The organism is Actinospongiicola halichondriae (assembly GCF_049103745.1).
Lineage (GTDB): Bacteria > Actinomycetota > Acidimicrobiia > Acidimicrobiales > Salinilacustritrichaceae > Salinilacustrithrix > Salinilacustrithrix halichondriae.
Window position 1 is genome coordinate 979,654 of sequence record NZ_CP171622.1, and the last position, 12,809, is coordinate 992,462.

Below are 12,809 nucleotides of genomic sequence, written 5' to 3' on the forward strand. Positions count from 1 at the left end.
CAGAGTGGTTCGTCAGGGCGCGGACATTCTCCTACCCCCCGGCGTCACGCCACGTTTCGAGGCGGGCTACGAAGCGAGGTCGGCGAGGATGCCGGCGTTGGCCGGGTGCCGCAGCTTCGACATGGCGCGCGCCTCGATCTGGCGGATGCGCTCGCGGGTCAGGTCGAAGTGACGGCCGACCTCGTCGAGGGTGCGGGGCTCGTGGCCGTCGAGGCCGTAGCGCAGGATCAGGATGCGCTGTTCGCGGTCGTCGAGGCCCTTGAGACCGGCGAGCACGTCGCCACGGGTGGCTTCGGTGACCGCATCGCCCTCGGGATCGTCCTCGGCGACGGCGGCGAGGTCGCCGAGCGTCATGTCGCCGTCATCGGACAGGCCGTCGTCGAGCGACTTGGCGATGCGGGCCGATGCGAGGATCTCCTCGATCTTGGCCGGCGGGTGGCCGACCTCGACGCTGAGTTCCTCGAGGGTCGGCGGGCGGCCGAGCTTCGACTCGAGCATGCCGCGGGCCTTGTCGATCTGCTTGAGCAGGTCGTGGGCGTGCACTGGCAGGCGGATCGTGCGGGCCGTGTTGGCCACACCACGGGTGATCGCCTGGCGGATCCACCACGTTGCGTAGGTGGAGAACTTGAAGCCCTTGCGGTGGTCGAACTTCTCGACCGCATGGATCAGGCCGAGGTTGCCCTCCTGGATGAGATCCAGCAGCGGCAGTTCGGTGCGGTGGTACTTCTTCGCGATGGAGACGACGAGGCGGAGGTTCGCGTTGACGAACTGCTCGGTGGCTCGATCGCCGGCGCGGACCTGGCGGCGCATCTTGGCCTTCTCGGCCGGCGTCACGTCCTCTTCGGCGGCAAGGCGCTCGCGGGCGTCGACACCTGCCTGGACCAAGGCGCCGAGACGGGCCTCGTCTTCCTTGGTCAGGAGCGCATGGCGCCCGATGTCGTTCAGGTACAACCGGACGATGTCTTCGTCGGATTCACCCGAACGTGTGGCGCGTGCTGCGGGGCTCACGGGTACGACGACCTCCAGGACGGGGAGATTGGGAGAGTTCTACGGGGCACGTCGGGGAAACGTGGCATGGCCAGGAAAACCACCCGGCTTCCGATGCTACCTGGGAATTCCCGGTTCGACGGAAGAAATCCTGCCTGCGGGTGGTTTCGCGCAGAATTTCTCGTGGGAGTCGATCCGGGATCCCGGTTCGGGTGCTCGCGCAGCCTACGGTCCCGGCCGTGGATTTCGACTTTCCTGGTGATGACGATCCCCGTAGGCAAGCGGTCCGGGCCTGGATCGCCGAGCATCCGGATCCGACCGGTCGCGAGCTGGCCGAGGCGGGCTACGTGGCTCCCCACTGGCCGGCACCGTGGGGCCTCGACGCCGATCCGATCCATCAGATCCTGATCGACGAGGAGCTGAAGGCGGCGGGAATCAAGCGTCCGACCAACACCATCGGGATCGGCTGGGCCGGTCCGACCATCGTCCATGCCGGGACCCAGGAGCAGAAGGAGCGGTACCTGTTCCCGCTGCTCTCCGGCGAGGAGATCTGGTGCCAACTCTTCTCCGAGCCCGGCGCCGGCTCCGACCTGGCCAACCTCTCGACCCGGGCGGTCCGCGACGGCGACGAATGGGTCATCACCGGGCAGAAGGTCTGGACGTCGGGAGCGCGTGAGTCGGCGTTCGGGATCCTGATCGCCCGCACCGACACCGATGTCGCCAAGCACGCCGGCGTCACCTACTTCCTGTGCCCCATGGACACGCCGGGCATCACCATCAACCCGCTGCGCGAGATGACCGGCGTCGCCCTGTTCAACGAGGTGTTCCTCGACGAGGTCCGCATCCCGGACAGCTTGCGCGTCGGTGACGTCAACCAGGGGTGGGGCCTCGCCAAGGTCACGCTCGGCAACGAACGCGTGTCCTTGTCCTCCGGAGGCCTCCTGTGGGGGCTCGGGCCCACGTCGTGGGACTTCTTCGACGAGGTGATCGCCGCCGGGGGCACCGATGACCCCGTGCTGCGCGACCGGATCGCGTCGCTGTACATCGAGGCCAAGATCCTCGACCTGATCCGTCTGCGGACGGTTTCGGCCAAGGTCCGTGGCGAACAGCCCGGTCCGGAAGCCTCGATCCGCAAGGTCATGGCCGACGAACACGGCCAGGCGATCATGGAATTGGCCAAGGACCTCGCCGGGACGCACGGGATGCTCGAACACGTCGGCCCGTTCCAGCGGCCGGATCTGCGGGGATGGCACTTCGGCTACCTGTTCGCTCGCGCCCTCACCATCGGTGGCGGCACGGGAGAGGTCCAGCGGAACATCCTGGCCGAGCGGGTGCTGGGGTTGCCCCACGACGTCGATGTCGAGGCCGGCAAGACCTGGTCGGAGGCCCGCCGGGGTTGACCGCGGAGTTACGGACCGGCAGCAACGGCGTGCCAACATTGCCCCCATGGTGACCGCCCCAGCGCTGCTGTCTCGCGACGACATCTCCGACGCCGACATCGCTCGGGAGATCGGCAACGACGCCGACCTCGCCCGCAAGGCGAAGGTCGCGGCGTTCGTCGACCTCCCCGGTGTGCCCGAGGGGACGACGGGCAAGATCGCCCTCGTCGACGGCTGGGACAAGTGGATCCGCTACACGGTCCTCTTCGACAACGGCGTCGACATCGGCTCGGTCAACCGGGCGCTGCTCGTGCCGGCCAAGAAGTACGCCGAGTTCGATGCCCTCCGCACCCAGGCGATCGAGTCGGGAGCGTTCGACAAGAGCTCCGCCGACGAGTCGGGCGACGGCGACGGCGACGCCGACGCCGGCGCCGGCGCCGCCGCGGCCGGTGGCGACTCACCCGTCGTCAACGGTGTGACGATCCCGGCCTACCTGATCGAGCGGTCGAAGTCCGCCCGCGAGCGTCTGGGCGCCTGAAACCCCGATTCTCGACGCCGTAGGCGTCGGGGGCCGACGCTCACGACGTCGAGAACGGCTTCAGAGGGCCTTCGTGGCCCGAGCGAGCGCCGCTTCGGCTTCGTCGACGAAGCGTTCGACCAACACGCCGGCGGGGACGAGTTCGTCGATCCCGCCCGCACCCTGGCCGACCGGCCAGAACTCCTTGTCGGGGTCGAGGTCGGCCGGTGCTCCCTCGGCGCCCAGGTGGTTGGCGCCGTCGTTCATCGACTTCACGAACTGCATCGGGAACGGTTCGGGCTTCGCCCCGGACGCCTCGAACGCCTCGGTGTACGAGTTGCGGGCCACGCGGCAGGTCTTGCCCGTGTACACGCGGGTGATGGTGGTCTCGTCCTCGGCCATGGCGACGATCCGCTCCTTGTAGCCGTCGGTCGTGTGCGCCTCGGGCGTGGCGATGAACCGGGTGCCGACCCAGATGCCGTCGGCGCCCATGGTGAGGGCGGACGCCAGGCCGCGACCGTCGAAGATGCCGCCGGCAGCGACGACGGGGACACGATCGCCCACGGCATCGACGATCAGCGGGAGCAGGGTGTTCGACGCCACGGTGCCGGTGTGGCCGCCCGCCTCGGTGCCCTGGGCGACGACGAGATCGCAGCCCGCCTCGACAGCGGCGACGGCGTGGCGGACCTTGCCGCACATCGACATCACCAACACGCCGGAGGCGTGGCACAGTTCGATGACCTCGCGGGGGACGCCGAGGCCGGCCACGTACATGGTCGCTCCGGCGGCGATGATGCGCTCGACCTTGGCGGTCTGGTCGCCGGCGGCGGTGAGCAGATCGACGCCGTAGGGCTTGTCGGTGGCCGCTCGGACCGCCGCCATCTCGGCGTCGAGTTCGTCGTCCGACATGGTCGAGGCGCCGAGGCAACCGAAGCCGCCGGCCTCGGAGACCGCGGCGGCGAGTGCGTGGTACGAGACCCCGCCCATGCCGGCGAGCATCACCGGGTGGTCGATCTCGAGGACGTCGGTCAGTCGTGTGCGCATCGCGGCATGGTGGTCGCTCGTCGGCGACGCCGCAAGACCGAGGCGCGATCCGTGTCAGGACGCGAGAGGGCCCGGTGCACACAGGGGGAGTGGGTGCACCGGGCCACCGAAGGAGATCGCACCGCCGAATGCGTCTCTCGGTACCTCTGGCAAGGTAACGAGGCCCTGTTTCGTCGACGTGTCGCCGAGGTGAAGGCTCGATGGCCCTCAGCCGACTTCGCGGTAGGCCCCCGGGCCGGTGAACACGCCGCGATGCCAGCGTCCTGGTGTGACCGCGACGGCTCGCGGGTAGTCCTCGAACAGCCAGCGGGCGAAGTTCCGGCGGGTCCACGGCGTCAGCCCGGCGACGCGGATCGCGATCCTGGCGCCCTTGCGGTGCTGGATCGCCCGGACCAGGAGCGACGACATCCGGTGGTCGGCGACGAGGTGGTGATCGACGGCCTGTTCGTAGTGATCGGTCGCCACCCGTGCACCATGGGGACCGGTGGTCTCGATGGCCTCGGCGGCGAGCATGCCGGTCAGGAGTGCCTGGCCGATGCCCTCCCCGGTCATCACATCGGTGACGGCGGCGGCGTCGCCGACGAAGAAGGTGCGCCGGCCGGTACGTGGCATCGAGTCCACCCGCGCCGGGATCGGCCAGGCGGTGTGACGTGCTTCGGCCACGGCGCCGTCACCGAGGAAGTCGCGGATCGCCGGCCGCTCGAGCAGGCGGTCCCACAACGGTCCCATCTCTCCGACGGCGACCTTGCCGCCCCGCTGGATCCCGTAGCCGAAGTTGGCGACTCCCGGTCCGGCCGGGAACGACCAGGCATAGCCGGGGAGGAGATCGGCCTCGAACCACACGCGCAGTTCTCGTTGCGCCTCGGGTGACACGTTGCGGAAGTAGGCGCGGAACGTGTGCCACTCGCCTCGATAGCCGGGGACGGCGAGCCCCAGCGCCTTTCGCATCGGCGACCACATGCCGTCGGCGGCGACGACGTAGCGCGCCTGCACGCGACCGAGACCGTCGACGTCGAGGGTCACCCGGTCGTCGCTCTCGACGGCGCCTCGGACGGCATGGCCTTCGAGCACCTCGGCGCCGGCGTCGCGGGCGAGGTCGACCAGCGCAGCGTCGTACTCCATCCGGCGGGCCACGGCAGCATGGATCCCCGGGCCCTCGGGGAGCGGGAACCGGATGGCGTGGCCGCTCGGACCGCTGACGGTCGCGCCGGCGATCGGCGTCCACGAGGGGATGGTCGACGGATCGAGTCCGAGGCGCTCCGACAGTCGGAGCGCGAGCGCGGTGATGCCGTCGCCACAACACTTGTCGCGGGGGAACGTGGCCTTGTCGATGACCAGCACCTCACGGCCGGCACGTGCCAGCGAGATCGCCGCAGCCGCGCCGGCAGGACCTGCGCCGACGACGACGACGTCGGCGGTACGCGCGACGGTCACGCCAGCTCGAGGAGCGCGTCGAACGACGCCTGCATGCAGTCGCGGAGCACCTCGGGGTCGGGGACCGCCGCGAGGTCGCAGTTGATGCCGAGGTGCACGTCGTCCCGGTTGGACAGCAGTGTGACGTTGACGGCGGCACCGGCGAGTGGTCCGAACGGGACCATCATCTCGATCTCGGCGCCACCCATGAAGACCGGGATCGGGGCGCCGGGCACGTTGGACGTCGTGAAGTCGACGCCCTTGAGCATCGATCCGAACAACGACGTGGTGATCGTGGTGGGCAGCCGGTTGAGCAGCCCGGACATCGGTTCGAGCAGTGCCAGCGCCGGCTCGCCCCGTTGGCCGGCCACGAGCTCGCGGACCGCCGCCATCGCCTCGAGCGGATCCTCGATCGAGACCGGAACGGCGAAGCGAGCAGGCGCGAACTGGTTGCCGGCCACGTTCTCGGTCTCGTCGGTCCGCACGTTGATCGGCATGTTCATCCGCAACGCCTCGACCGGAGCGTCGTGGATCTCGTGGTATCGGCGCAGACCACCGGCGACGCCCGCCACGAACGCGTCGTTGAGTCGGCCGTCGGCCTTCTTGGCGGCCGCCTTCATGTCGGCGAGCGGGAAGGTCAAGGTGTCGAAGTGCACGGAGAGCGACCGCTCGGTCATGACCGGGCTCAGCGGCTCGGTCGCCGGGGCCATCATCCGGGCCATCGACGCAGCCGTCTCGCCGACGCCCCGCACGAGTGCGAACGGATCGGCCAGGGCGCCCACAGCGGCGCCGGTCACCGTGCTCCGAGCACGCCGTGCGATGCCGAGGTTGCGGCGTGCGATGTGACCGACCGCGTCGGCGGTGCGTTCCGCCGGGGAGAGCACCTTGCCCTCGGGCAACGGCGGCATCGGTTCTTCGTCGCCTGCTGGGTCGCGCTCGAGGTCGAGCAGGAGCATCGCGATGGCGATGCCGCCCACGCCGTCGGTGATCGCGTGGTGCAGTTTCTGGATCATCGCGGCCTTGCCGTCGGCGAGGCCCTCGACGATCATGAACTCCCACAGCGGACGAGCGCGGTCGAAGCCCTGCATGGCGATCGGCTCGGCGATGTCGAGCACGTCGCGCAGCGTCCCTTCGCCGCCGGCGTTCGTCCACCGGACGTGGTAGCGGAGGTCGAAGTTCGGATCGATCTCCCAGCGCGGGGGAGCGAGCGAGAACAGGTTCCCGACGACCCGCTGGCGCAGACGGGGCACCAGCCGCGTGCCTCGTTCGAGCTTGTCGAGGAGTCGCGCGCGGTCGGGCGCCCGATCGAGGACGGTGAGCGCGGTGATCGTCGATCGGAGGATCGGGTCCTTCTCGATGTGCCACATGAGCGCATCGCTGTCGCTCATGCGGGACTCGAACTCCAGGTCGCTCATGTCAATGTCCCTCTGGTCCGGCGAACCGGATCGGTCAGCAGTTGACGCCCTCGGATGGGCGATATCGGGCGCTGACCGTATCGCTGTCGGTGCGCCCGTCGGGATACGTGCGGGTCCGGGGCGTGGTCCAACGCGTGCAGTTGCCCGAAGGCGCCGACGTCGGCTCGCCGACCGTGACGTCGATGTGGCGTGTGCTGTAGAGGCGCACGGTCAGCGACGTGTCGGTGTACTCCGGCCAGATCATGACGCCGTACTCGGTGTTGTTGACGATCTCGAGGTCGGGATGCTCCCAGGAGATCGTCGCCTCGTGCCCACGCGGGTAGCGGCTGATGTAGAGCGAGTGCGACTGGTACTCGCCGAAGTCGAGTCCGGCGAAGAGTGCGGCGTTGAACAGTGTGGTGGCGAACTGGCTCACGCCGCCGCCGACATCGGCGGTCACCACACCGTCGTAGATGACGCCCGCTTCGACGAAGCCCTTCTCACGCGTTCGCTGGCCGACGAATCCGTTGACCGAGAAGGTCTCGCCCGGCTCGATGATCGCGCCGCGGACGATGTCGGCGATGCGGTGGATGTTGGTGACCCGGCCTTCGCAGCAGCCGTGGTTGGTGGTGGGGCCGAACTCGCTCGGACTCCCGACCTCCTCGACGATGCCGAGCGCCTCGGCTTCCTCGGTCGACCGATCGGGTTCGGTCCGGGTGAGCTCGATGGTCACCGCCGACTCGCCGGCGAGGAGCGCGGTGTTGACCGCCTCGACGTTGCCGAGGTCGCAGCACGACAGCCCGGTGACCGACGGGCTGATGACGGGACGCCCGCCGTCGAGCGTGAACGTGGCGTCGACGGCGTCGACCTCGAGCTCGTCGAACTCGGTCGCCAGGACGGGGAGGAGCTTCTCGGGGTCGAGGCGTATGGCGATGGTGTCTTCCAGCTCCTGGACCTCGGCGAGTTGCCGGAGCTCGCGCGGCACCAGTTGGAACGTCACGCCTTCGGCAGTGATCGACATCGTCGTACTGGTCAGCTCGTTGGCCTCGTCGGCGGCGTCGCGTGCCACCTGGTCGTCGAGACGCGGCGACAGATCGCTCTGGCGGACCTTGACCGAGACGGCCTCGTCGATCGGGGTGTCCTCGGCTGCTGCGCCGAGCGCGATCGCGAGGGTGTCGGGATCGATGCCCGACCCGGGCTTGCCCGGGACGACGGTGAACGCGTCGCCGTTGATCGACTCGATCGTCGGTTCGACCGGTGACGCGAGGGCATCGCCCTCGAGTTGCCGGAGGGTGACGCGAGCCTGCTCGGGATCGACGACGTAGTCGACGGCGACCTCGTGCGGCCGGAAGAAGCTGGCCAGCCATCCGAGCGGCCGGATCGGCAGGATGGCGGTGCGTCCCTCGTCGAGCGCGGCCTGGGCGGTCGCCTCGACGTCGACCGACAGCCCGATGGCCTCGGCCGTGGTCTCGTAGGTGTCGTCGGGGGTCTCGATCTTCACGACACGGTCGCGCGCGGCGTCGTCGAGCGACTCGATCTGTTCGAGCAGTTCGTCGGACGCCAGCCCACCGATGTCGATGCCCTCGACCTCGACGTTGCGCAGGACTTCGCCGCCCGCCGCTCCGGTGTCGATCGCCCAGGCGGCAACCACCGTGAGGAGCAGGACGACGGGCGCGAGCACGCCTGCCCAGAAGATTCGACGACGGGGAGCCATGGGACGAACAACCCTGACACGCGGCACCCATCGTCCTGTAGTCATCGCGTGTGACGATCCTGCGTCAGCCCGTCATACCCTCGCGGCCAGGCCGTTGCTCTATGGTCACGGCCGTTTCCAAACCGTGAAGCCAAATCGTGAAATGTGAAGGGGACCTCGATGAGTGGGATCAATGACGGCCGTGTGGCCATCGTCACCGGAGCCGGCCGTGGGATCGGTCGTGAGCACTCGCTGATGCTCGCCGAACAGGGCGCCAAGGTGGTCGTCAACGACCTGGGCGGATCGATGGACGGCGACGGCTCCGACGCCGGTCCCGCGCAGCAGGTGGTCGACGAGATCAAGGCCATGGGTGGCGAAGCGGTCGCCAACACCGACGACATCTCGTCGTGGGACGGCGCCAAGTCGCTCGTCGACCAGGCCATCTCGGAGTTCGGCAAGCTCGACATCCTGATCAACAACGCGGGCATCCTCCGCGACCGGATGCTCACCAACATGACCGAGGCCGAGTGGGACGCGGTCATCCAGGTCCACCTCAAGGGCACGTTCGCTCCCAGCCGCCACGCCGCCGCCTACTGGCGCGAGCAGTCGAAGGCCGGCAACGAGGTCGACGGCCGCATCATCAACACGTCGTCCCCGTCGGGGATCTACGGCAACGTCGGCCAGACCAACTACGGCGCCGCCAAGGCCGGCATCGCCAGCTTCACGATCATCGCGGCCAAGGAACTCGGTCGCTACGGCGTCACCGTCAACGCGATCGCGCCGGCGGCCCTCACCCGCATGACCGAGGGTCTCGGCATGGGTCAGCTCCCCGAAGAGGACAAGGAGCGGATGTCGCCGCGCTACATCGCTCCGATCGTGGTCTGGCTCGCCAGCCCCGAGTCCAAGGACGTCACCGGTCGGGTGTTCGACGTCTCCGGGCGTGCGCTGTCGGTGTCCGAGAGCTGGCACCGCGGACCGACCATCGACATGCCGGGCGACGACCCCGCCGCCCTCGGCGCCGACGTCCTGCGCATCGTGGGCGAGGCCCGCCCCAACGCCAACATGATGGGCTTCGACGAAGCCTGAGTCCGGAACGCAGAGACTGAGGAGACACGATGCCAATCAATCCAGAAGCCGTCGGCGCGACCAGCGAACCGACTCGGAGCTCGTGGACGTCGAAGGACGCGCTGCTCTACGCCGTGGGCGTGGGCGCCGGCCAGTCGCCGCTCGACGAACTGCAGTACACGACCGAGAACTCGGCCGACATCGACCAGAAGGTGCTGCCGACCATGTCGGTGGTGCTGGGCTTCGGTGGCGGCTTCGACAAGATCGGTGACTTCAACCCGGCGATGCTCGTCCACGGCGAGCAGTCGATCGAGTTGCACCGCGAGATCCCGGTCGAAGGCGAGATCGAGACCGTCGGCGAGATCACCGGCATCTACGACAAGGGCAAGGGCGCCGTCGTGGTGTCCGAGTCGCGCTCGACCCTGGTGAGCGACGGCCAGCCGCTGTTCACCAAGACCATGTCCGCGTTCATCCGCGGCGAGGGTGGATGGGGCGGCGACTCCGGCCCGGCGCTCGAGTGGGAGCAGCCCGATCGTGACCCCGACGAGTCGGTCACCTACACGACCCGGCCCGAACAGGCGCTGATCTACCGGCTCTCCGGCGACCGCAACCCGTTGCACGCCGACCCGACGTTCGCCGCCATGGGTGGCTTCGACCGGCCGATCCTCCACGGACTGTGCACCTACGGCTTCACCGGCCGTGGGCTGCTGCACGCGCTCTGCGGTGGCGACTCGTCGAAGTTCCAGGCGATGTACGGCCGCTTCTCGTCACCGGTGTTCCCGGGCGAGGACCTCACGGTCAACATCTGGCGCACCGGCGATGGTTCTGCCGTGTACCAGACCCAGGGCGGCGACGGCCGCGTGGTGCTCGACAAGGGCACGTGTAGCTACACCGCGTAATACATGCGGAGGTACTGATCGAGGGACTCCTCGATCGCTGCGAACTGCCGTTCGTGGCGGTCGGGGAGGATCCCGATCTTCTGCACGGTGGTGGCGACCCACTCCGTCGTGATCGCGTCGATTGCGCCGACGGCCACCGTCACCCGCGTGTTGCGGGTCTCGAGTGTGAGACGTCCACGCTCCGCGTCGACCGCGGTGAGCGTGAACCCCGCAGTGGGCAGCGTCTTGACCATCGCGTCGAACACGACCGGCCATGGCTGGTCGACGACGTGGATCTCGGATCGGGCTCCCACATCGGCACGCTAGGTCAGGCGAGCGCTCGGGCGACGTCGCCGGCGAGCTCGATGGATCGCACCGCCTCGTCCTGGGGGATGCCGACCATCGTCCGGATGATGACGTCGGTGAAGCCCAGTCCGGCGAAGACCGCCAACTGCTCCGTGACGGCGTCGACGTCTCCGTAGGCCACGCTGCCCCGGGGCTGCCCGCCGCGGTAGCCGGCGTCGATCATCCGGTCGCCGACGGAGCGGGCGTGATCGCCGTCGTCGGAGACGAACACGTCCTTGCGGATCGCCATCGTTCCCGGCGGTCGGCCGTGGCGCTCGCATGCGGCGAGGTAACCGGACATCTGACGCGCTGCGATGGACGCGTCGATCCCGGCGTCGGCGTACCAGCCCGTCCCGAGCCGAGCAGCCCGGTCGAGGGCCGCGTCGGAATGCGCACCGATCCACCATTCGACGTCGCCGGGTGGTGTGGGCGCGATCTCGCGCGCCACCGACCCGCTCGCCAGCGAGGAGTGCCTGAACGGTCACGATGCCGTCCTCGAGTGCTCGTCCCCGATGAGCGACGTCGAGGCCCATCGCGTCGAGTTGGTCGCGTCCACCGAGGCCGGTCTGCACGATGAAGGTTCCCTCGGCGAGCGCCGCCAGCGTTCCGATCTGCTCGGCCATGAGCACGGGGTTCCACGCCGGGACCAGGAACAGGCATCCGACGGGTCGGTCGTCCCACTCGGCCAGCATCCGGCCCATCATCGGCACGTTCTGCACGTAGGGCATGGGTCCGGTTCGAGTGGTGATCGCCGATCGTGAGGCTCGAGAGTCCCGCAGCGCCCGCGGCGCGTGCCCGTTCCAACACCCACTGGACCGACTCGCGGCTCGATGCTCCGGGTTGTGCGCTGGCGAGGGAGATGCCGACCTTCATGGCCTGATCATCGCGCGACGTCAGAACAGACGGAGTTCGGACGACTCGATGCCCTGGAGCTCGTCGTAGCTGACCTCGACCCAGCCGATGCCCCGCTCGTCGGCCAGAGTCTTCGCCTGCGGCTTGATCTGCTCGGCGACGAACATCCCGCGCACCGGAGCGAGGCGCGGGTCCTTGTTCATGAACTCGAGGTACCGGGTCAGCTGCTCGACCCCGTCGATCTCGCCGCGCCGCTTGATCTCGACCGCGACGGCGACACCGTCGGCGTCGCGGCAGAGCAGGTCGACGGGCCCGATCTCGGTCGGGTACTCACGACGGACCAGCGAGAAGCCGGCGCCGATCACCTCGGTCCGTTCGGCGAGCAGCTCCTGGAGATCGGCCTCGACGCCGGCCTTGACCAGCCCGGGCTCGACGCCCAATGACGTCGCGGTGTCGCTGTGGATCTCCTCGAGGGTGATCTCGAGCTCCTCGCCCTTCTTGCCCTGGACCAGCCAGGTGCCCGTCCCGTCGTCGCCGGCCGACTCGGTGATCGTGCATGGCGGGTTCATCCAGTTGAGCGGCTTGAAGGCACGGTCGTCGGAGTGGATCGAGATCGACCCGTCGGCCTTGACCATGATCAAGCGGTTGGCCGTCGGCAGATGGGCCGACAGCTTTCCCCGGTAGTCGACGGAACAACGGGCGATCACGAGGCGCACGCCGCCAGATCGTAGGACGCACCCACCAACTCGACGTCATGGGCGTCGGCCCCCGACGACTACGACGTCGAGAACAGGGTGGTCTCGGTGGCGAGGTGGGTCATGGGGCGGTCGTGCGGTTCGCGGGGGAGTTCGTCGACGATCCGTGCGGTGCAGGTGATGCCGATGACTGGGACTCCCGGCTGGAGGGTCGGCAGCAGTCGGTCGTAGTGACCTCCGCCTCGGCCGAGGCGATATCCGTTGCGATCGAAGACTCGGGCGGGGACCAGCACGGCAGCGATCTCGTGGGGGGCGAGTGGGCTCCCGTCGGCGTCGAGCAGCAGTCGTCCGTCGGCGTCGAGACGGGCGATCGCGTCGACGTCGACGCCGAGCGGGACCTCGTCGGGGAGCGACTCGTACCCGAGAACGAGCCCATCGACGTCGCGGAGCAGTTCGACGACCTGTGCTTCGACTGCCGCAGCGACGTCGGCAGGCACCGGATCGAGGGTTCTGGCCCACGCCCGCCACTCGGCCTTCGTGGCCGTCG

The 12,809-nt window shown here is 68.9% G+C and carries 12 protein-coding genes and 1 pseudogene; 4 read left to right on the top strand and 9 right to left on the bottom strand.

Annotated features, from left to right (window positions below; translation table 11 throughout):
* Positions 1-66 precede the first annotated feature (66 nt).
* Positions 67-1,008, bottom strand: coding sequence for a sigma-70 family RNA polymerase sigma factor (locus AB8619_RS05010; protein ID WP_436795363.1), 942 nt, complete (start codon positions 1,006-1,008; stop codon positions 67-69).
* Positions 1,009-1,226: 218 nt separating this feature from the next.
* Between AB8619_RS05010 and AB8619_RS05015 the strand changes: the two genes are divergently transcribed.
* Both AB8619_RS05015 and AB8619_RS05020 read left to right on the top strand, forming a co-directional pair.
* A complete protein-coding gene (locus AB8619_RS05015) occupies positions 1,227-2,387 on the top strand; it encodes an acyl-CoA dehydrogenase family protein (RefSeq protein ID WP_436795364.1) in 1,161 nt (386 codons plus the stop codon).
* Positions 2,388-2,433: 46 nt separating this feature from the next.
* Positions 2,434-2,904 carry a hypothetical protein gene (locus AB8619_RS05020; protein WP_436795365.1) on the top strand — a complete coding sequence of 157 codons (471 nt, stop codon included), beginning with the start codon at positions 2,434-2,436 and terminating at the stop codon, positions 2,902-2,904.
* Between the two features lie 60 nt (positions 2,905-2,964).
* Here AB8619_RS05020 and AB8619_RS05025 read toward each other — a convergent pair.
* The 4 genes and pseudogenes from AB8619_RS05025 to AB8619_RS05040 form a co-directional block, all read right to left on the bottom strand.
* Positions 2,965-3,933: pseudogene (locus tag AB8619_RS05025) on the bottom strand (NAD(P)H-dependent flavin oxidoreductase); the annotation flags it as partial.
* Between the two features lie 201 nt (positions 3,934-4,134).
* Complete coding sequence (locus tag AB8619_RS05030) at positions 4,135-5,361, bottom strand: NAD(P)/FAD-dependent oxidoreductase (RefSeq protein WP_436795366.1); 1,227 nt, start codon at positions 5,359-5,361, stop codon at positions 4,135-4,137.
* A complete protein-coding gene (locus AB8619_RS05035) occupies positions 5,358-6,755 on the bottom strand; it encodes a wax ester/triacylglycerol synthase domain-containing protein (protein ID WP_436795367.1) in 1,398 nt (465 codons plus the stop codon). The genes AB8619_RS05030 and AB8619_RS05035 overlap by 4 nt, the downstream gene beginning before the upstream one ends.
* 34 nt (positions 6,756-6,789) lie before the next feature.
* The gene (locus tag AB8619_RS05040; RefSeq protein WP_436795368.1) at positions 6,790-8,448 is read right to left on the bottom strand and encodes a VanW family protein; all 1,659 of its coding nucleotides are present in this window, start codon (positions 8,446-8,448) and stop codon (positions 6,790-6,792) included.
* A gap of 159 nt (positions 8,449-8,607) precedes the next feature.
* Between AB8619_RS05040 and AB8619_RS05045 the strand changes: the two genes are divergently transcribed.
* Together AB8619_RS05045 and AB8619_RS05050 are read left to right on the top strand one after the other, a co-directional pair.
* The gene (locus AB8619_RS05045; protein ID WP_436795369.1) at positions 8,608-9,513 is read left to right on the top strand and encodes an SDR family oxidoreductase; all 906 of its coding nucleotides are present in this window, start codon (positions 8,608-8,610) and stop codon (positions 9,511-9,513) included.
* A 29-nt stretch (positions 9,514-9,542) separates the two neighbouring features.
* A complete protein-coding gene (locus tag AB8619_RS05050; RefSeq protein WP_436795370.1) occupies positions 9,543-10,391 on the top strand; it encodes a MaoC/PaaZ C-terminal domain-containing protein in 849 nt (282 codons plus the stop codon).
* On the opposite strand, the gene AB8619_RS05055 is transcribed toward AB8619_RS05050, so the two are convergent.
* The 4 genes from AB8619_RS05055 to AB8619_RS05070 all read right to left on the bottom strand — a co-directional run bounded on the left by AB8619_RS05055 (position 10,379) and on the right by AB8619_RS05070 (position 12,759).
* Complete coding sequence (locus AB8619_RS05055; RefSeq protein WP_436795371.1) at positions 10,379-10,684, bottom strand: hypothetical protein; 306 nt, start codon at positions 10,682-10,684, stop codon at positions 10,379-10,381. The genes AB8619_RS05050 and AB8619_RS05055 overlap by 13 nt on opposite strands.
* A 14-nt stretch (positions 10,685-10,698) precedes the next feature.
* On the bottom strand, positions 10,699-11,163 hold the full coding sequence (locus AB8619_RS05060) for an LLM class flavin-dependent oxidoreductase (protein WP_436795372.1): 465 nt from the start codon (positions 11,161-11,163) through the stop codon (positions 10,699-10,701).
* 445 nt (positions 11,164-11,608) lie between these two features.
* On the bottom strand, positions 11,609-12,283 hold the full coding sequence (gene nucS, locus AB8619_RS05065) for an endonuclease NucS (RefSeq protein ID WP_436795373.1): 675 nt from the start codon (positions 12,281-12,283) through the stop codon (positions 11,609-11,611).
* A 59-nt stretch (positions 12,284-12,342) separates the two neighbouring features.
* Complete coding sequence (locus AB8619_RS05070; protein WP_436795374.1) at positions 12,343-12,759, bottom strand: 5-formyltetrahydrofolate cyclo-ligase; 417 nt, start codon at positions 12,757-12,759, stop codon at positions 12,343-12,345.
* Positions 12,760-12,809 lie beyond the last annotated feature (50 nt).

Coding starts and splice junctions, on each gene's coding strand:
- AB8619_RS05020 (WP_436795365.1), top strand. CDS start 2,434: ATGGTGACCGCCCCAGCGCTGCTGTCTCGCGACGACATCTCCGACGCC.
- AB8619_RS05035 (WP_436795367.1), bottom strand. CDS start 6,755: ATGAGCGACCTGGAGTTCGAGTCCCGCATGAGCGACAGCGATGCGCTC.
- AB8619_RS05045 (WP_436795369.1), top strand. CDS start 8,608: ATGAGTGGGATCAATGACGGCCGTGTGGCCATCGTCACCGGAGCCGGC.
- AB8619_RS05050 (WP_436795370.1), top strand. CDS start 9,543: ATGCCAATCAATCCAGAAGCCGTCGGCGCGACCAGCGAACCGACTCGG.
- AB8619_RS05040 (WP_436795368.1), bottom strand. CDS start 8,448: ATGGCTCCCCGTCGTCGAATCTTCTGGGCAGGCGTGCTCGCGCCCGTC.